This is a genomic window from Halomonas salsilacus (genome assembly GCF_051216275.1).
In the GTDB taxonomy this organism is placed as follows: Bacteria; Pseudomonadota; Gammaproteobacteria; order Pseudomonadales; family Halomonadaceae; genus Halomonas.
The window spans coordinates 79,989-98,524 of record NZ_JBPKAQ010000006.1 but is presented as its reverse complement, the minus strand read 5'-3'; the positions used below and the strand labels follow the sequence as shown (position 1 = coordinate 98,524).

At 67.7% G+C, this 18,536-nt stretch carries 19 protein-coding genes and 1 pseudogene; 4 read left to right on the top strand and 16 right to left on the bottom strand.

Annotation, left to right across the window (positions count from 1 at the left end):
• Entirely contained in the window at positions 1-519 is a 519-nt protein-coding gene (locus tag ACR80S_RS10350; RefSeq protein WP_435403141.1) for a GNAT family N-acetyltransferase, read from the bottom strand.
• A 181-nt stretch (positions 520-700) separates the two neighbouring features.
• Here ACR80S_RS10350 and ACR80S_RS10345 point away from each other — a divergent pair.
• Positions 701-910, top strand: a pseudogene (locus ACR80S_RS10345) (hypothetical protein); the annotation flags it as partial.
• 23 nt (positions 911-933) lie between these two features.
• Here ACR80S_RS10345 and ACR80S_RS10340 read toward each other — a convergent pair.
• The 3 genes from ACR80S_RS10340 to ACR80S_RS10330 all read right to left on the bottom strand — a co-directional run bounded on the left by ACR80S_RS10340 (position 934) and on the right by ACR80S_RS10330 (position 4,631).
• Positions 934-2,598 carry an MBL fold metallo-hydrolase gene (locus ACR80S_RS10340; RefSeq protein ID WP_435403140.1) on the bottom strand — a complete coding sequence of 555 codons (1,665 nt, stop codon included), beginning with the start codon at positions 2,596-2,598 and terminating at the stop codon, positions 934-936.
• A 142-nt stretch (positions 2,599-2,740) separates the two neighbouring features.
• A complete protein-coding gene (locus ACR80S_RS10335; RefSeq protein ID WP_435399131.1) occupies positions 2,741-2,869 on the bottom strand; it encodes a DUF1428 domain-containing protein in 129 nt (42 codons plus the stop codon).
• A gap of 37 nt (positions 2,870-2,906) precedes the next feature.
• The gene (locus ACR80S_RS10330) at positions 2,907-4,631 is read right to left on the bottom strand and encodes a mechanosensitive ion channel family protein (RefSeq protein ID WP_435403139.1); all 1,725 of its coding nucleotides are present in this window, start codon (positions 4,629-4,631) and stop codon (positions 2,907-2,909) included.
• 85 nt (positions 4,632-4,716) lie between these two features.
• Between ACR80S_RS10330 and ACR80S_RS10325 the strand changes: the two genes are divergently transcribed.
• Positions 4,717-5,010, top strand: coding sequence for a hypothetical protein (locus ACR80S_RS10325; RefSeq protein WP_435403138.1), 294 nt, complete (start codon positions 4,717-4,719; stop codon positions 5,008-5,010).
• 8 nt (positions 5,011-5,018) lie between these two features.
• Here the strand turns inward: ACR80S_RS10325 and ACR80S_RS10320 are convergent, their stop codons facing one another.
• The 12 genes from ACR80S_RS10320 to ACR80S_RS10265 form a co-directional block, all read right to left on the bottom strand.
• The gene (locus ACR80S_RS10320; protein WP_435403137.1) at positions 5,019-5,939 is read right to left on the bottom strand and encodes a metal ABC transporter permease; all 921 of its coding nucleotides are present in this window, start codon (positions 5,937-5,939) and stop codon (positions 5,019-5,021) included.
• Positions 5,936-7,147: a metal ABC transporter permease gene (locus ACR80S_RS10315; RefSeq protein ID WP_435399135.1), complete on the bottom strand. Its 1,212-nt coding sequence runs from the start codon at positions 7,145-7,147 to the stop codon at positions 5,936-5,938. Before ACR80S_RS10315 ends, ACR80S_RS10320 begins: the two co-directional genes overlap by 4 nt.
• Positions 7,147-7,944 carry a metal ABC transporter ATP-binding protein gene (locus tag ACR80S_RS10310; protein ID WP_435399136.1) on the bottom strand — a complete coding sequence of 266 codons (798 nt, stop codon included), beginning with the start codon at positions 7,942-7,944 and terminating at the stop codon, positions 7,147-7,149. The genes ACR80S_RS10315 and ACR80S_RS10310 overlap by 1 nt, the downstream gene beginning before the upstream one ends.
• The gene (locus ACR80S_RS10305) at positions 7,944-8,918 is read right to left on the bottom strand and encodes a metal ABC transporter solute-binding protein, Zn/Mn family (RefSeq protein WP_435403136.1); all 975 of its coding nucleotides are present in this window, start codon (positions 8,916-8,918) and stop codon (positions 7,944-7,946) included. Before ACR80S_RS10305 ends, ACR80S_RS10310 begins: the two co-directional genes overlap by 1 nt.
• Before the next feature lie 135 nt (positions 8,919-9,053).
• Positions 9,054-10,049 carry a gluconate operon transcriptional repressor GntR gene (gntR, locus tag ACR80S_RS10300; protein ID WP_435403135.1) on the bottom strand — a complete coding sequence of 332 codons (996 nt, stop codon included), beginning with the start codon at positions 10,047-10,049 and terminating at the stop codon, positions 9,054-9,056.
• A 53-nt stretch (positions 10,050-10,102) separates the two neighbouring features.
• Positions 10,103-10,633, bottom strand: a complete 531-nt coding sequence (locus ACR80S_RS10295; RefSeq protein ID WP_435403134.1) for a gluconokinase — start codon at positions 10,631-10,633, stop codon at positions 10,103-10,105.
• Positions 10,626-12,131 carry a tripartite tricarboxylate transporter permease gene (locus tag ACR80S_RS10290; protein WP_435403133.1) on the bottom strand — a complete coding sequence of 502 codons (1,506 nt, stop codon included), beginning with the start codon at positions 12,129-12,131 and terminating at the stop codon, positions 10,626-10,628. The genes ACR80S_RS10295 and ACR80S_RS10290 overlap by 8 nt, the downstream gene beginning before the upstream one ends.
• 60 nt (positions 12,132-12,191) lie before the next feature.
• Complete coding sequence (locus ACR80S_RS10285) at positions 12,192-13,142, bottom strand: tripartite tricarboxylate transporter substrate binding protein (protein WP_435403132.1); 951 nt, start codon at positions 13,140-13,142, stop codon at positions 12,192-12,194.
• Positions 13,143-13,225: 83 nt separating this feature from the next.
• Positions 13,226-13,720 (bottom strand): tripartite tricarboxylate transporter TctB family protein, encoded by a 495-nt coding sequence (locus ACR80S_RS10280; RefSeq protein WP_435399142.1) that lies wholly within the window; start codon positions 13,718-13,720, stop codon positions 13,226-13,228.
• A 171-nt stretch (positions 13,721-13,891) separates the two neighbouring features.
• Positions 13,892-15,016: a serine hydrolase gene (locus ACR80S_RS10275; RefSeq protein ID WP_435403131.1), complete on the bottom strand. Its 1,125-nt coding sequence runs from the start codon at positions 15,014-15,016 to the stop codon at positions 13,892-13,894.
• Positions 15,013-16,146: an acyltransferase family protein gene (locus ACR80S_RS10270; protein ID WP_435403130.1), complete on the bottom strand. Its 1,134-nt coding sequence runs from the start codon at positions 16,144-16,146 to the stop codon at positions 15,013-15,015. The genes ACR80S_RS10275 and ACR80S_RS10270 overlap by 4 nt, the downstream gene beginning before the upstream one ends.
• Before the next feature lie 30 nt (positions 16,147-16,176).
• On the bottom strand, positions 16,177-16,533 hold the full coding sequence (locus tag ACR80S_RS10265; RefSeq protein ID WP_435403129.1) for a hypothetical protein: 357 nt from the start codon (positions 16,531-16,533) through the stop codon (positions 16,177-16,179).
• Between the two features lie 226 nt (positions 16,534-16,759).
• On the opposite strand from ACR80S_RS10265, the gene ACR80S_RS10260 reads away from it, so the two are divergent.
• On the top strand, positions 16,760-17,230 hold the full coding sequence (locus ACR80S_RS10260; RefSeq protein WP_435399146.1) for an aminoacyl-tRNA deacylase: 471 nt from the start codon (positions 16,760-16,762) through the stop codon (positions 17,228-17,230).
• A 125-nt stretch (positions 17,231-17,355) separates the two neighbouring features.
• The gene (locus ACR80S_RS10255) at positions 17,356-18,534 is read left to right on the top strand and encodes a ChaN family lipoprotein (protein ID WP_435403128.1); all 1,179 of its coding nucleotides are present in this window, start codon (positions 17,356-17,358) and stop codon (positions 18,532-18,534) included.
• Positions 18,535-18,536 lie beyond the last annotated feature (2 nt).

Genomic DNA, 18,536 nt, shown 5'->3' with positions numbered 1-18,536 from the left:
CTATGCCGGTTCCGGGCCATCGGCGGCGGGCGGCAGCCTTCGGCTCATGAGCGTCACCGCCTCGCCGCGGTAGACGCAGCGCTCCTGTTCGTCCCAGCCCAGCCGCCGGTAGAGCGACTGCCGGTCCGAGGTGAAGAGATGGAAATGCTCGATGCCGTGGGCCCGGGCCTCCTCCTCCACGCGCTGCACCAGACGCGATGCGATGCCCCGGCCGCGCCAGGCTGGCAGCATATAGACCGAGGCCAGCCAGGGCGTAAGGTCCGGGCGGTCGTGCATGTCATCGGCGATCAGGCTGGCCATACCCACGGGGAGATCGCCGCACAGGGCGACGAACACCGAGGGGACGCCGCCGGGGCCACACTGCTCGCGAAAGGCAAAGAGGGCCTCATCCAGCCGCCGCTCCGGGTCCAGATAACTCCACTGCTGGAACTCCCAGCGGGCAAGACTCAGCACGTGGGGGGAGGCGGGGGTCAGGCGTTCGAGGCGCACCTCGTCCTCGGCCGCGCTCCTGGGTGTCACGATGGCCTCACCCGGCGGCCTCATTGCGAAAGGGCTCACCCCTGCGGCTCCGGCTTAGGTGGGTTGTCGGCGATGATGGGTTGTTTCATGACGGGCTCCTGGCAAAAGTGAGGTGATAGACCCAGTCTGGAGTAGCTCCGGCGACCTTGGCAATCGTGATCGCCTCAACGGCTGGGCTAGAATGGCAGGCTTTTCGAATCAGAGAACCATCATGCAGGCCACCCTTGAACAGCGCGCCCTCAAGGTCTCCATCGCCGTTACCCTGTTGGTTTCCAGCCTGGGGGGCACCTTCGGCCTGCTCGCCGGCTCCCGATCGATCCTCTTCGACGGCGTCTTCTCCACCATCGATGCGGCCATGTCGGGCCTCTCCCTGGTGGTGGCGCGGCTCGCCATCCGCGGGCCAGCCAGCGATCCTCAGCCCTGCCGCGAGTCCCACTGCCCCGCCCGCGAGACCCACTGCCCCGCCCGCTGCTCGGCGCGCCCCTCCGCCTCCAGCTTGAGCAGGTGGGCCAGGGCCGAGCGTTCCGCCACGCCCAGCCGCACTTCCGGCACGTCGTCGTAGGCGTGGCGCGTCAGCGCCTCGAGGCTGGCCGGCCCATGGCGCGACAGGGCCCGGCGCACCTTGTGCTCCCGAGCCAGGCGATGGGTGATCAGGAAGTCGATGGCCGCGTGGCCCTGCCCGATCAGGAAGCCGTGGCCCGGGGCGATGGTGTCGAAGGACTCCTGACCCAGGGCATGCAGGGCGGCGAGGTAGGCCGCCATGTCGCCGTCCGGGGGGTTGATCACCACCGTGGAGCCTTGCATCACCTGGTCGCCGGAAAACAGCAGCCGCGCCGGCTCCAGCAGGTAGCAGAGGTGGTTGGAGGCGTGCCCCGGGGTGTGCAGTACCTTCAGCGGGCCGGCGGGCGTGTCGAGGCGCTCGCCGTGGCCCGGCCGATGGTCCGGCGTGAAGGTGGCATCCTGGCTGGCCCCAGCCGGGGAAGGCAGACCCACCAGCCGGGCACCGGTGCGCGCCTTGAGCCAGGCCGCCCCCGGGGAGTGGTCGATATGGGTGTGGGTGACCAGCACCCGGGAGATCCGCCCACCGGCGAGCGCCAGCAGCCTCTCCAGGTGGGCGGGGTCCTCGGGGCCCGGATCGATCACCTGGTGATCCCGACCGTCGCCCAGCAGGTAGCTGTTGGTGCCGGGGCCGGTCATCACGCCAGGGTTGGGCGCGGTCACCCGGGTCACCCCCGGCGCCAGCGCGACCGCCCTGCCCGGCACGATCTCGGCGCTGGCCGTGCCCTGGCGATGCGGGTCCAGGCGGGAGACCTCCACATAGGCCGGTGCATCCGGCTCCACCTGCCACTCGGCGCCGCCCTTGCGAGCCGGCCAGGGGCGGCTGGGGCGCGGCGTCGGCGGGTTGGCATGGGCATGGCGCAGGAGCGCCTCGCTGGTGGTGAAATCGGCAAGCAAGCGCAGGGTGCGCAGCGTGGGATAGCCCAGCGCCAGCCGGCCGTGACGATGCGCGTCCAGGGCGTCGGCTGGGGTCAGCCAGGCATGGGTAATGGTCTCGCTGCCGTCGTGGCTCGCCTGCTGGCCCGGCGGCGCCAGGGCCACGAAGAAGCGCGTGTCGAATCGTCGCGGCGCCCCCGGCGGCGTGACCCAGTGGCCCACGTAGGCCAGCCGGTCCAGCGGCAGCGTAAGGCCATGGCGCTCGCACAGTTCACGAAAGCCACTCTCCTCGCGATGCAGCGCCTCGCGGCCCTCGGTCAATATCGGATGATCCCCAGGCAGCTGGCGCCCCTGGCCATCCACGGCCAGCAGCAGGCCCGCTTCTTCCAGGCACTCGCGCAGGGCGGCGATCATGTAGTCGGCCCCGCCCTCGTCGAGGCTCAGGGTCTGGCTGATGGCGGCGTCACCGCAGCCCGAGGCGCAAGCCCGCACGTCCGGGTCGCAGGGGTCCACGGCGCCGCCGGGAAAAACGAAGTAGCCGGGCAGGAAGGCCGCCTGCCAGGTGCGCTGCAGCAGCAGGACCTCGAGCCCTCGGTCGCCGTCGCGCACCAGGGCGAGGGTCGCGGCGGGACGGATCGCCGTCATGGGCGGCCCGGTTTTGGGTTGGCCTGCGGAGTGTGGGAGGCATGGGTCATCACGGGGTCCTTGTGGTGATGAAATCAGCCACTATCAATACCATGCCGGCTGCCCCCGGCCAATCGGCCCATGGCAAGGGACGCCGCGCCTCCTATGCGTCCACCACCACCTCGAAGCCGCCGAAGATCAGTCGCTTGCCGTCGTAGGGCATGGGGCTCTCCGCCGATGGGGGACCGGGACGGGGCAGACTCGGCCGTCGGGTCCCGGGGCGGCAGCTCACGGATTGAACTCACCTCGACGGTGCCACGATGCCATGCTCATGGCTCCCTGTTGGTCACGTCTTCCACGGTGGCCGGGCGAGTCACATTGCGGGTGGCGGGTCGAACACCTCCGGCCACGTCACGGTGGCTGAGGACCACCACATCGCGGGGCCACCACTCTGGATGGTAATCGCGAATATAGGCGATCAGCTTCTCCCGGACATGGGCTTCTGCCTCCCAGGCGCAGACGGGTTCCGACCCCATGAGGTAGAAGGAGACCTCCATGGAGGTCTCACTCTGGCCCGTCACGAAACACGTCAACTTGTCGTGTTCAATGACCTTGTCTTCCGCCTTGGCAAACGTCTGAAACTGCTCTCTCAGGTCGGCGATGTCGGCATTCAGGTGCAGATTGAGCACGAGCCTCCGGTACTGCTTCGCCTCCTTGGCCGAGAGATTCTGGAAGGGCTTGGAGAGAAAATACCTGACCGGTACGATCAAGCGTCGCTCGTCCCAGGTGCGCAGGCGGATGAAGGTGTAGAAGATGCTCTCCACGTAGCACCACTCGTCCTCGAACACCACGAGATCGCCGATCCGTACGGGCTTTGCCAGCGACACCTGAAAGGACGAAAGGATATTCCCCAGCACCGCCTGGCCCGCGATCCCCACCAGTACCGTCAGGACACTGGCCGACGCCAACAGCGACATTCCCAGGGTACCAAAGAGGTCGATCTGCGCCAGGATATACAACGTCACGGCGACTACCGTGACCAGGATGATGCCTCGTCGCAGCGCATACAGCGAGGTGAGCAGGATTCGCTCGTCGCGGTACTTGGTATCGTCGATCTCCCCCACCATTCGCCGCGTCATCCTCTGCAGGAAGGTATCCAGCAGGCGAAGGGCCACTAGCCCAACGCCCCAGGCCAAGATAATCGTCAGCAGCACTCGGAAACTGGCCGTGGCCGCGCCCGAGAAGGAGACGACATAAGTGAGCAGGAACCGAGCCATCAGCGACATGGCGATGAAGGCCAGCGGCACCCGGACCTGGCCGATGAAGACCCGGGCCACCCCGGCAGGTACCAGGTGTGCCGCGAAACCCACCAGGGCGATGACGCCCCAACCCAGCAGCCCGATCACCACCAGGAAGATCGGGATGGCGACCCACTCCCAGAGCTTGAGCATGCCGTAGGACTTGTTGTAACGCGCCGGGATGTGCTTCTCCAGCGAGGAAGGACCGTAAGCCTCGTAGAGTGGGGCCACCGCCGAGAGGGATTCCGGGGTAAACAGCCAGACCGCATCGTCTTCACCCGCCCGATAGCGACCCAGCCGGACGTCATAGGACTGGCCCTTGGCATCCAGTGTCACCAGGGGAAGGTCACGACGCGGCTGACCCGCCCGGGGGTGCTGGCCCGAGGCATCCTCGACAAGGGCATCCCGCTGTGCCGGAAGGTCGGAGACATTGAGCCACTCGCCGCGACGGAGCACCTCGGCCAACTGCCTGGCGAGTTCACTCCCCTGGGCTGACTGCTCCTCGGGCGCCAGATCTGACAGGTTGAGGAAATGCGCCGCCGACGCGAACTCCCCCTCCTCGGTCAGCTGCATGAAGTTCCGCACCGCTTCTCGCGGTGTCACCCGCCTGACCTCCTCGGGGGCTTCCTCCAGGCCGGTATTCAGCGCATCCACGGAATACCATAGCCTCTCCTCCTCCTTGTCCTCCTGAGCCATGCTCGGCAAAGATAGCGTCATGGCCAACGCCAGCAGGATCCATGCGGTGAGTGTTTTCATATCTCTGACCAGCCTCGAAAGGAGCCAGCGTTGCGGACCCTGTGGGCGGAAGAGGGGTCCCCGGCATGCCGTCGCTCTGGACGACATGACTTATACAAGTACACTTCATGGTGAGTTGCAACGCCTCGGAACTCACGACCCTGCCTGGAGCCTGGATGTCAGCCACACCCCACGACAGCGCTCCCACGACGAAGCGAGTGCCCCGAGGAACCTCGAGGAGCTGCTGGCGGCCATCGAGGCGCTCGAGGCCCCGTCGGGGAGGGTCCGCTTCGAGGATATCCTGGAGCTGGCGCTGATGGCACGTGATGGGCTGCTGGCGCTTATCACCTTCGTGCTCGCGGGCACGAGTCTGGCGCTGGTAGGGGCCGCTCTTCTCTAGAGAGAATGTCAGGCCACCGCGGCCCCGGTGCGCCTGCGGCGAGGGCCGAACAGGCAGGCCGCCAGCAGGATCAGTCCCGCCACGGTGGCGATCATGCCGGCGGCGCTGACCGAGGCCTCGAAGCCCAGCCAACCGGGACCGTGGCCGGCCAGCAGATAGCCGAGCACCGCGGAGACCACCGCGAAGAGCTGGCTCCAGGCGACCTGGCGGCCGAGCCGGTTGGTCATCAGCCGCGCCGCCGCCGCAGGACAGATGAACATGGCGATGACGATGATCGAGCCCACCGCCTCGAAGGCGGCGATGGCGGCGATGGCCACCAGGGTGACCAGCAGCAGGTCGACCAGCGCCGGGCGAGCGGAAACGCTGGCGGCGAACTCCGGGTCGAAACTGCCCAGCACCAGTTGGCGACGCAGCACGACCAGAATGGCGACCACCACCAGACCCACCCAGGCGGCGCGGCCCAGCTGGGGCGGCAGGTCGGCCAGGGCCACGGGATCGACCAGTGCCGCGGGGCCAGTGCCCTCAAACCAGATCAGGCTCTCCAGGTTGCCGTAGAGGGCATGCTCCACGTCCAGGTGCACGCCGCTGGCGCCGTGCCACTCCAGCAAGAGCACCCCCAGCGCGAACAGGCTGGTGAACACCACCCCCATGGCGGCGCTCGCCTCCACCCGCCCCAGCCGGCGAATCAGCTCGATCATCCCCACCGTGACCAACGCCGAGACCCCGGCGCCGAGCATCATCGCCGAGGAGGAGAGCACGCCGGTGAGCAGGAAGCTGACCACGATGCCAGGCAGCGCCACGTGGCTGATGGCGTCGCCGATCAGGCTCTGCCGGCGCAGCACCAGGAAGTTGCCGAGCAGCGCACAGGTCATGGAGATGATCACCGCCACGGTTAGCGGCACCAGGCTGAACATCATGAACTCGTTCATCGTGCGGCACCTCCGCGGCCCATCAGCTGGGTTTCCAGTGCCATGATCGCATCCCCCGAGAGCACCTCATGGATGGGCACCAGCCCGGCGTGCTCGCGGTGCAGGGCATCGTCCGGGTAGCGCGCCCGGTAGAGCGCCCAGAGCCGCTCCTCGTGGTCGGCGTCCCGAGCGGCGGCGAGCCCGGCCGGGGTCGCCACGCCATCGCGGCGGATATGGCCTCGCCGGCGCAGCAGGGTCAGGGTGAGGTCGTCGAAGATCGGCTCGTCACGGGCGAGCGCCAGCAGCCCCTGACGCAGGTGGACCCGGCGGCGCAGCCGACGGTAGGCCAGCAGCGAGGCCAGCACGCCACGCCGCGGCGAAAACAGGAAGGAAAGCATGAACAGTCCGAAGGCGCTGAGCACGATCAGGGGGCCGGTGGGCAGCCCCTCGCGCACGCTGGAGAGGGTCACGCCCAGATAGCCGGCCAGGGCCCCGAGCAGAGCGGCCAGGGCCACCATGCGCATTGGCTGATCGGTCCAGAAGCGCGCCGCCACCGGCGGGATGATGGTGAGGGCAACAATCAGGATCAGCCCGGTCACCTTGAGGCCTATCACCACCACCGCCATCAGCAGCATCAGCAGCACGAGGTCCAGACGACCGGTGTCGAGTCCCTGGGTGCGGGCGAAGTCGGCGTCGAAGCAGACCAGCAACAGCTGGCGGCGAAGCACCAGAACCGCCACCAGCAACCCCAGGGCGCAGGCGGCAATCAGCTTGGCCTCCGAGGCGAGCATGCCCGCGGTGGCACCTACCAGATAGCCGGTCAGGCCCGACTGCCCGACCACCGTCATGGATTGAATCACGGTGATCAGCACCACCCCAAAGGCAAAGAAGGTGGAGAGCACGGCGCCGATGGCGGCGTCCTCCCCCAGTCGGGTGTGATCACTGATCGCCTGTACCGCCCAGAGCCCCACCGCGGCACTGGCGGCGGCGCCGAGCAGCAGCGCAGGCAGGTAGCGTCCGTCGCCGGTGGTCAGTCCGACAAGGATGAAGGCCAGCGCCAGGCCTGGCAGGGTCGCGTGGCTGATCGCGTCGCTGACCAGGGCGCGCTTGCGCAGCAGCACGAAGGTGCCGACCATGCCGGCGCCCGCCGCCAGCAGCATGGCCCCCAGGGTCACCACGCCGGTGTTGTAGCCGAGGGTGAAGGTGAGTGCGCGCCACCAGGTCTCCATCACCGCTCCCTGGCCGCCAGGGCCGGTTCCAGCAGCCGCGCCAGCTGCACCGAGCTGAGACGCCCGCCGTAAGTGGCCTGCAGGTTGGCCTCGGTGAACGCCTCGTCCACCGGGCCGGCGGCGATGCGCCGGACATTGAGCAGCAGCACGTGGTCGAAGTAGTCGCGCACCGTGGCCAGGTCATGGTGAACGCAGAGCAGGGTGCGCCCCTCGTCGCGAAGCGACTTGAGCACCTCGACGATGGCCGTCTCGGTGGCCGCATCGACCCCGGCGAAGGGCTCGTCAAGGATGGTCAGGTCAGCCTCCTGAACCAGCGCCCGGGCCAGGAAGACCCGCTGCTGCTGGCCGCCGGAGAGCTGGCCGATCTGGCGCTCGGCGAAGGCCTCCATGCCCACCCGGGTCAGGGCCTGCATCGCCCGGCGGCGCTGCTCGCGACCGCCGAACTGCCACCAGCGCAGGTCGCGGAACAGTCCCATGACCACTACATCGATCACCCGGGCGGGGAAGTCCCAGTCGACGCTGTTGCGCTGGGGCACGTAGGCGACGTGACGGGTCATCTGGGCATAGGGGCGGCCGAAGACCCGCACGTCGCCGGTGAGGCGTCGGGTGATGCCCAGTGCGGCCTTGAGCAGGCTCGACTTGCCGGCCCCATTGGGCCCGATGATGGCGCTCATGCTGCCCGGCGGAGTGACGAAATCCACCGAATGGACCACCGGACGGTGGTCGTAGCTCACGGTCAGGCCGTGGATCGCCAGCGGGCTGGCGAGGATCGCCTTGTCGAACCGGGCATCGGGCATCAGGGACGCTCCTCGAGATGACTGAGCCGGCCCAGGCGACCACCTTCGGGCACCTCGCCGCCCAGGGCGATGGCGATCTGGCTGACGTTGTGGTCGAGCATGCCGAGCCAGGTACCCTCGTAGCTGCCCTCGGGCCCCATGGCGTCGGAATAGAGCTCGCCGCCGATGCGCACCTCGTGGCCGCGGGCGGCCGCCCCTTCCACCAGGGCCCGCACGTTGCGATCCGACACCGAAGTCTCCACGAACAGCGCGCCGATCTCGCGCTCCACCAGCCGGTTCACCAGCGATTCGATGCGCGCCAGGCCCGCCTCGCTCTCGGTGGAGAAGCCCTGGATTCCGAGCACCTCGAAGCCGTAGGCGTCGCCGAAGTAGCCGAAGGCGTCATGGGCGGTGACCAGCACCCGCGCCTCCTCGGGCACGCTCGCCAGCACCTCGCGGGCGTAGGCGTCGAGGGCGTCGATCTCCTCGAGATAGGCATCGGCGCGCTCGGCGAAGGCCTCGGCGTGGGCGGGGGCCATCTCGGTCAGCGCATCGCGGATCGCCTCCACGGCAAAACGCCAGCGGCCCGGGTCCATCCAGACGTGGGGGTCGTGCTGGTCGGGGTACTCCTCATCGGCCAGGCGCGCCTCACGGGGCACCGCCTCCCCCACCGGAATCACCGGCTGGCGCTCCCCCAGGCGCTCGAGGAAGGACTCGAGCTGCGCCTCCAGGTAGAGGCCGTTCCAGAACACCGCATCGGCCCGGGTCATGGCCGTGATATCGCTGCGGGTCTGGCGGTAGAGGTGAGGGTCGACCCCGGGGCCCATCAGGCCGCGTACCTCCACCCGATCCCCGCCCACCTCGCGCAGCACGTCGGCGACCATGCCGGTGGTGGCCACCAGCTGCAGGCGACGGCCCTCTTCGGCCAGCGCCGGGGACATCAGCAGGATGGGCAGCAGCGCTGCCAGTGAGGCAACTAGACGCAGCAACGACATTCGGACTCCTTGTGCGGACACCCCGGCGGGGCAGAACCTTGGCGAAGAATAACCTGCCCATGGACATTACCCCTAGGGTACCGCGTCGAGCCCCCTTTGCTAATTGGCTGCGCCTACCTGGCCCATAGGGGGGAGTCAGAGCGTCCCGCCGGCCTCGATGCGGTAGCCGAGGTCGATCACGCGCTCGCCAATCGCCTCGCCGCGGATGCGCGCCAGCAGTTCGGCCGCGGCGCGCTGGCCGATCGCCTCCCTCGGGGTGATTACGCTGGCGAGTCTCGGGGTCATCACCTGGCCGACATCGTGGCCATGGAAACCGGCGATGGCGACACACTCCGGCACGACCACCCCGCGACGCAGGCACTCGAAGTAGGCGCCCAGGGCGACGTCGTCGTTGGTGCAGAAGATCCCATCACACTCGGGGTGCTCGGTGAGGATCTCCGCCATCAGCGCGGCCCCCACGCTGTAGGAGGAGCGCTGGGTACGCTGCAGGGTCAGAGGCGCCAGGCCATGACCCTCCATGGCCTGGCGATAGCCCTGCTCGCGCTGCCGGGTCCGCTCGTCGAGGCGCACCGCCAGGTAGAGGATCCGGCGCCGTCCACCGCGGATCATCGTCTCGATCATCTCACGGGCCGCGGCCACGTTGTCATAGCCTACCGCCTGTTGCAGCGGCAGCGTGCGGCTGTCCATGATCTCCACGGTGGGAATACCGGCAGTCTCCAGCATCTTCAGGCTGCGTGCACTGTGATGGCTGTCGGAAAGGATCACCCCGTCGACGTTGTAGGAGAGCAGTGACGCCAGGCTGCGCTCCTCGAGCTCCTGGCTGTAGCCGTAATGAGAGAGCATCAGGTGATAGCCGCCAGGCTCGGTGACCGACTCGATGCCGACCAGCACGTCGGCGAATACCTGGTTGGTGAGCGAGGGCACCAGCACCCCGATGGAGTGGCTGGTGGAGCGCGAGAGCAGGTCGGGGGCGCGGTTGGGAATATAGCCGAGCTGCTCCGCCACCTCGAAGATACGCTCCCGCAGCGCCTTGGACACCGACGTGGGTTCCCGCAGGCAGCGGCTGACGGTCATCTTGGTGGCGCCGACCCGGTCGGCGATGTCCTGCAGCGTGGGGCGTTTCTTCTTCACGAGGGTAGCGCTCTAGCAAAGGCATGGGCAAGGCGCCGTGACACCCCGCCCGGTCATTGGCGGTGCCCATCATAGACGCCCGGGGCGCTCAGGGCATCCACGCAACGCTGCAGCACACGGACCGGCGGCTGGTCGATGGACACGGCAACGGCCTCGTCCACGCCGGGCGGCTCGAGCTGGGCAAACTGGCTGCGCAGCATGTCATCGCCCTTGAAGTAGTGGTCATGACGACCGGCGAGACGCCCGCGGATAGTGGCGAAATCCCCCTCCAGGTAGAGGAAGCGCAGCGCCGGTACTGCCTGGCGAAGCTGCTCCCGGTAGCGACGCTTGAGGGCCGAGCAGGCCAGCACCAGGGCCGGCTCCCGGGCCAGCAGCCCGGCCAGTGCCTCCAGCCAGTCGGCGCGATCGGCATCGGTGAGCGGGATGCCTTCGGCCATCTTCTGCACATTGGCCGCACTGTGAAAGTCATCGGCGTCGAAGAAGGCGATGCCGAGTTCCCTGGCCAGCCGGGCGCCGATCAGGCTCTTGCCGCAGCCGGAGACCCCCATGACCACCACCTTGGGCGGTGTCATCCACTCAGGCATTGTTGGTCTCCTTGCTGGCCGCTTGTTCCTTGCGACGCATGCGGATCACCACCAGCAGCAGCACGATCACCATGGCCAGCAGGCCCATGGACAGGGGCGTGGCGAGCAGGTACTGGACCAGCGGCATGTCCCGGGCACCGGCGATGCGCAGGGAGCGCGCCAGGTTGGTCTCGATCAACGGCCCCAGCACCACCCCGATGATCACCGGGGCCAGTGGCACCTGGATCTTCTTGAAGATGGCGCCGACGATGCCCAGCGCAATGGCGATGAAGACATCGAAGAGGCTGTTGCGCAGGCTGTAGGCGCCGAACAGCGCGAACACCAGCACAGTGGGCACGATGTACTCCATCTTGATCTTGAGGATGTAGGAGAAGTACTTGATGCCCACGGCGCCGATGAGGGTCATGGCCACCACCGTCAGCAGCATGCCGTAGAGGAAGGTGAAGGCCACGTCCGGGCGGTTCACGAACAGGCTGGGGCCGAGGACGATGCCGTGGATGACCAGGGCCCCGGCGATGATGGCGCTGGTGGGGCTGCCCGGCACACCCAGTGCCAGCAGCGGCACCATGGAACTGCCCACGGTGGCGTTGTTGGCGCTCTCGGCGGCGATGATGCCGTCCGGGTTGCCCGTCTCGAAGGGAATCCCCCGCTTCGAGACCCGCTTGGCGTCGCCATAGGACATGAACACCGCCAGCGTCGTCCCCACCCCGGGCAGGAGACCCACCACGGTGCCGATGATGCCGGATTTCCAGACCAGGAAGCGCTGGCGGAGGATATCCTTCACCACCGTCATGCGAGAGATCTGCTGGTCGCGGTACGGCACCTGTTCGCTGGGCTTCTTGCCGATGTTGAGAAACATCTCGGCGAAGCAGAACAGGCCCAGCACCACCGGCACTACCGAGATGCCGGAGCGCAGCTCCGAGCTGCCGAAGGTGAAGCGTTCCGCCCCGGCGATCATGTCCACCCCGATGGTGCTGATGAACAGGCCGAAGAGGACGGCGAAGGCCGCCTTGAGGAAGCTGCCGCTGAGCGCGCCGACGATGATCAGGCCGCTGAGGGAGACGAAGAACATTTCCGCCGGACCGAACTGCAGAGCGAAGCGGGCCAGTGGCGGGGTGAAGAGGATCAGGATCAGCACGCCGATGAAGCCGCCGAACATACTGGAGAAGATCGAATAGTAGAGGGCCTCCTTGGCGCGGCCCTGCTGGGTCATGGGATAACCCTCCATGGCCACGGGCGCGGCCACAACATCCCCCGGTACGTTGATCAGGATGGCGGTGATCGAGCCGCCGTACATGCCGCCCATGTAGATGCCGCCGAGCAGCAGCAAGCCGATCTGGGGTTCCATGGCGAAGGTCAGGGGCAGTAGCAGTGAGATGCCGATGGCCCCGTTAAGCCCGGGTATGGCCCCCACCACGATGCCGATCAGCACACCGGCAAAGACCACCAGGAAGACGCTGGGGGTAAGGAGATTGAGCAGGATCGAGGTTATATCCATGGGGCTACCAGGGCATCGTGAAGGGAGGCCGGGGACCGGGTCCCCGGCCGAGGGGCAGGTTCAGTTGGTGAACTGGTCGAGGTTGGCCTCGATCACCGGCGCCAGCACGGCGTTGGATTGCTCGAGCTGCTCGTTGACCGCATCGTGATCCAGGTAGCGGTAGGGAATGGCGGCGTTCTCGAAGTTCGCCATCATCGCCTCGTCGCCGCTGATGGCGTCCAGCGCTGCGGTCAGGGCATCGCGGACGTCATCGGGCAGGCCGGCCGGGGCCACCAGCACCCGGGAAACACCCATCACCAGGTCCAGTCCCTGCTCCTTGAAGGTGGCCACATCCGGGAACATCGCCATGCGCTCCTCGGCAGCGAAGCCGATCGGCGTCCCGCCGGAATCGGTGATCGGGTCATGGCTCATGGAGGAGGTGGAGGCCAGATCGATATGGTTACCCAGCAGGGCGTTCATCAGCTCGCCGCCGCCGGAATAGCGAATCGGCGTGGTGGTCATCCCCGCCTGCTCGCTGAAGGCCAGAGCATGCAGCATGCCCAGGGCGCCGGACTCGCCGATCACCAGCGCGCCGGGGTTAGCCTGGCCGTATTCGACCAGTGATTCCAGGGAATCGTGGGGGCTGCTCGGCGAGGCGAAGATGCCCATTGGCATGTCGTCGAAGCTGGCCAGGTACTCCAGGCTATCGAAGCTGAAGCTGGTGTCGCGGGTGTGCTCCAGGACGAAGTTGTCCGGGTAGCCGAACACCCCCAAGGTGTAGCCATCGGCGTCGCTGCGCGCGATCTCGGCGATACCGATCTCGCCGCCGGCGCCCTCGCGATTGACCACGTTGATCTGGCGTCCCAACTCATCGCTGAGCCGGTCGGCGACGATTCGCGCCACGGTGTCACCGCCACCGCCGGCACTGTAGGGCACGATGATCTGGATGTTCTTGGTGGGATAATCCTGGGCCTGGACGGCACCGGCCAGCAGGAAGGGAGCACTCAGCATTAGGGTAAGCTTGCTTTTCATTGTCATTACCTCGGTTGGCGTGTCATTCCACATCATCTCCACGCGCGATGGATGATGCCTACGGCATTCCGATCGACATCCGATCAGAAGAAGACCCCGGAGGGAGCCGGCAGCCCCAGCAACAGGGTGAAGATCAGGTACATCAGCAAGGTGATGACCAGGGCAAACACCCCGGCCTTGACGAAGACCCGGCGCGTGAGGCTGGAGGGGTCGACCCGGTAGTCGTGGTAGCAATAGATCACGAACACCAGGAAGGCGGAGGCGGGATAGAAGCCCACCACCGTGAGCAGGCCAAAGGCGGCCAGCATCAAACCACCGGGCACCAGGATCTGGAACAGCAGCGTGTCGATGAAGCGCCTGCGGGCCTCCTGCTCGGCCTCGGCGGCGCCCTCCCCGGCTGGCTGGGTGCGCAGGCGCTTGACCAGGGCCTCGACGATCATCAGCGCACCGGTGATGCCCAGGCCCCAGAGCACGAACTGGGGAAACATCGCCGAACGGCTGGGCAGATCCGTCACCTGGAGCGAGAAGACCAGCGAGAAAGCAATCAGCACGGCACCGAGAACAAGATTGGAGAGCATGGCGGCATTCGCTCGTGTAGTCGTGATATCCGGGAATTAGTTACCGGTAACTGTTACCGGTAACTAACGGAAATAGACTAGGTCCCCACCCTTAAGCTGTCAATGCAAAAGCGGCCCCAGGAAACCAGACCTTGGTAGAGGCTGCCTGCAGGATTCGGGCCGTGAACCGGGTCATTCCTTCAGCCTGAATACGCCCGACGCGAGGATCGCCCGGCCGACCTTGCGCAGCACCCGCTCGGAGCGTTTGCTATCGCGTTCGCCCCGGGTGCAGGCGACCACCACCAACCGACGCTCGGCGGCTCCCTCGCCACGGGAGGCGATACCGGCGTCGCAGGTTCGGCGGTGCTGGGTGCCGGTCTTGTGGGCGAATCGTATCTCGGGGCCTAGGCCGGCCCTGAGGCGCGCCTCGCCGCTGATGGTCTGCTCCATGATGGCCAGCAGATCGGCGGTAGCCGCGGCGCCCAGCGCCCGGCCCTCGCCAATGGCCGCCAGCAGCTCGCCGAAGGCGTCCAGGCGCCCCGCGTTCAGTCCAGTGGCCCCGACGCTCGCGCCACTGGACCCCCCACTGGACGCCCCACTGGAATAGTAGGCCTCGAAGGCGTCATCGAGGCTCGGCAAGGCCAGGGCCGCATGCGGCACTCTGAGCCGCTGGGCCAAGGCATCGAGGCGCGCCGCGTCCTCCTCAACCCGGCGCAGCCGGATAAAGTCCATGCCGGTCAGGATGCGCGCGGCCGGATGCAACTGGCCGTAGGCTTCGCGGCGCACCTCGATCAGCGGCGTGATGGGGCCGAGGCCGCCCCCCGACAGGGCCTGGGCCCGGTCATTCACCGCGGCCAGGCCAAGGCGGGCGATCAGCAGGTCGCTGGCGGTGTTGTCGCTCACCGTGAGCATCGGCTCGAGCAGCTCGCGCAGGGTCAGGGCCGTGCCGGGCTCCGCCCAGTTGGTGGGGCCGGCGCCGTCGACATAGTCACGCTCGCGCAGCACCAGCGTTTCGTCCAGCGAGAGCTCGCCCGCCTCGACCCGCGCCAGCAGCTCCACGGCCACCGGCACCTTGATCAGCGAGGCCAGGTACCAGATCTCGTCATCGCGCCAGCTGAAGCGCTCGCCGCCCTCCCCCAGCACTTTCAGGTGCAGGCCCAGCTCGTCGTTCCCTTCGGCCTCCAGTGCGGCCAGACGCGCCGCCAGCACCGGGCCCCAGGTAGGCGCGGCAGTGCCCGACGGAGAAGTGCCCGGCAGGGCAGCGTTTGGCAGGGCCAGCAGCAGGCCGACCAGCATGGCCATCATCCGGCGACTCATGTGCGCTGCTCCTTGAACCAACGGGTCAGGGCGATCCACCCGGCAGTAGCCAGCACCAGCGCCACCCCGATGCCCAGCACCTGCGGGTAGGGGTAGACTTGCCAGGCCTCCAGCAGGTAACGGAAGACACCGAAGATCACCACGATATGGAACACGAAGGCCTTGAGGGCGTCGCCGCCGATCAGGGTCAACGGCTTGAGCCAGCGCGCCGCCGCCGAGCCGCCCTGCAGGCAGAGCGCCAGGATCACCAGGGCACCGCCCAGGCTGAACAGCATGAAGGCGAGCTCCGGCGGGTGCTTGCCGACGTTGCGCGCCACCGCCACTAGGGCGTCATGAGTAGTGCCCTCCGCCGCGACCAGGGCCAACACGAAGAAGGCCAGCAGCAGCAGGCCACCGGCGCCGGCGATGGCGAGCACCAGTCGGCGGCGCTGCGGCGTCCAGTAACCGCGCAGCAGCGCCTCGCCGATCAGCAGGCCAACCATCACCAGCGGCAGCCGCGAGAGCTGGCCCCAGGTGTAGTGCTCGGCGTCCTCCACCAGGATCGCCTTGAGCGGTTCGATACCCCAGAAGGTGACGTGGCGCTCCAGCCAGCTGGCAACCAGGGCGATGACCACGGGCAACAGCAGCCGCGTCCAGAGCGGCAGGCGCCGCCACAGCGACAGCACCCAGGGCAGCCACAGCAGGGCAATGGCGTAGAAGCCGAGGATCTCGACCCAGATCGGGAAGCGCTGGTAAAGCAGGGCGTCGAGGATGTCCTCAGACGCGTGGAGCGGCAGCATCTCCACCACCGTCAGCACCTTGTACCAGAACAGCACCTCGAGGCCACGCAGCATCAGCTTGAGGCGCCGCCGCGGCCAGTCCGCGTCGCCGACCCGGGGCAGGAAGGCCACGGCGAGCGCGATGCCGAACACCACGATGAACAGCGAGGAAGAGAACTTGGTGAGCAAGTGGATCGGCACCAGGCCCCAGTCGGGCAGCTGACGAATGCCATAGAGCCCGCTCACCGCATGGCTCACGATCATCAGCGCGATGGCGATGCCGCGGGCCAGGTCGATGGCCTCGATGCGCCCCTCGGCCCGCGGCAGCTGCGCGCGCTCGGCGAGCCGTTGGCAAATTGCCTTCCCTTGCATCTCTCCGCCTCCTCGGTGCGACCCGCGGGGCTAGTCCCCGGCGTCCAGCGTTTCGACGCTGTCTAGGGTGAGGCGGCGCCCCTCTTCCCGGGAGAAGGCGAACTGGCCTTCCACCCGCACCCTTTCGCCCAGGTACGGCGCGATGGCGTCGTGTGGGAAGAGCTCGACCCGATTGAGGTCCTCGTCCTCGATCCAGTAGTGCAGCGGCTCCTCGAAATGGCGCACCACGCCTTCGGTGACCACGCGGCTACCGTCATGGGCCTCGGCGTTGCCGGCCAGCACCGCCAGCGTCACCTCGCTGGAGCGCGGATCGCCGCCACAGCCCGCAAGCGCAAGCGCAAGCGCAAGCGCCATCAGCAGGATGCAGCCTTTTTTCCGATTCGCCATAACGCCTCCTGTGGGGCCATCAGACTCATCGCATGCCAGACAACATGACCCGTAAAAAGTGTATCGGCAACTCCATCGGTGGGACGCCACTCCATCTCGCGGGATGAAAAGGATCATGCTGCAGCGGGACAGTGAAGCACTATTTTGTAGAGAGGATACCCGCAATGCCAGGAATGGCGGCAACCATCGATGGCTCCCGGCCCGTGCGGCCGAAGGAGAGTGCGCCATGACCATGCCCATGACCCTCAAGGAGTATCTCGTGGCCTGTGACATCGACTACGAGGAACTTCCTCATCCCCGCGAGAGCACCGCCAGCCGAATCGCCGAGCTATCGAAGGTGGCCCGCGAGCGCATGGCCAAGGCGGTGATGCTCCACAGTGACTCCGGGTATCGCCTCGCGGTTGTACCCAGCAGCAGCGACGCCGACCTCGAGCAGCTCTCTCATCTGTTGCACGAGAAGGTCACGCTGGCCTCGGAGCATCAGATCATGGAGCACTTCCGCGACTGCGACCCCGGTGCCACCTCCCCGGTCGGCCAGGCCTGGGGGCTGCAGGTCTATGTGGACGACATGCTCAGGCACCAGCCGGACGTCTACTTCGATGCCGGCGACCATGAAACCCTGGTTCACATGAGCGGGCGGGAGTTCGACCGCCTGATGCACGACAGCCACCACGGGCGCTTCAGCCGCCACTACTGACCCAGGCGCACCCAGCGCCTCCTGCCGGGCCGCGATCCGCGTTGATCGCGGCCTTATCATGCTGGCGACCCGACTGCGCTATGGTAGCGGCCTGAGGCCCGCCGACTCGCCCGTCAGGAGCTCCCATGTCACATCGCCGTCCCCGTTCCCGCCCCCTTCCCCATTACTCTTCCATCGCCGCGCCCCTGCTGGCCCTGACCCTCGCCGACCTGTCCGCCGCCGCCCTGGCCAGCGACTGCCCCGCCCCCGGCCAGTGGCAGCGTGAAGGCAATGTCGTCGACACCGCCACGCTGATGGCCGAGCTGGCCGAGCACCGCGTGGTGCTGCTCGGCGAGCAGCACGAACGCCTGGCCCACCATCGCTGGCAGCTGCACACCCTGGCCGGGCTGCACGCCCGAGAGCCCGGGATGGCCGTCGGCCTGGAGATGCTGCCCCGCAAGGCCCAGCCGGCGCTGGACGCCTGGGTCGCCGGCGAGCTCGACGAGGCCGCCTTCCTGGCCGAGAGCGACTGGCTGGGCGCCTGGGGCTACGACCCCGAGTTCTATCTGCCGATCCTGCACTTCGCACGGATGCAGCGCATCCCGCTGCTGGCCCTCAACGTCACCCCGGCGCTGCGTCAGCGGCTCACCGCCGAGGGCTGGGAGGCGGTCCCGGTGGCGGAGCGCCACGGCATCACGCCGCCGGCGGCGGCCTCGGCGGGCTATCGCGAGGCGCTGGCCGCGATCTATGCCAACCACCCCAGCGAAGGCGAGTACGAGGCGGGCCTCGAGCGCTTCATCGACGCCCAGCTGGTGTGGGACCGCGCCATGGCCCAGGGCCTGGCCGAGGCCACGGAGGAGGCGGCGCTGGTGGTGGGGCTGATGGGCCAGGGTCATGTCAGCTACGGCCACGGCGTGCCTCATCAACTCGCCGATCTGGGGATCGACGCTGCCGTCAGCCTGCTGCCCTGGCAGCGGGACGACGACTGCACTCCGCCGGAGGGAGTCGCCGACGCCCTCTTTACCCTTGGCGACGAAACCGCCTTCGAGCCCCCCGAACCCCAGCGTCTGGGAATACTGATTGCCGCCCACGAGGACGGCGTGCGGGTGGTCGGGGTGGGCGAACAGAGCCTGGCCGAGGCGCTAGGCCTCGTCGAGGGGGACCTGATCGTCGAGGCCGCCGGCCGGCCCGTGCGCCGCCCCGTCGAACTGACCGACCTGGTGCACCGCCAGACCCCGGGCACCCTGCTACCCCTCACCGTGACCCGCAACGGGGTTACCGAGGAGCTGCTGGCCCGCTTCCCACTGCGCGACGGGGTCCGCTGATC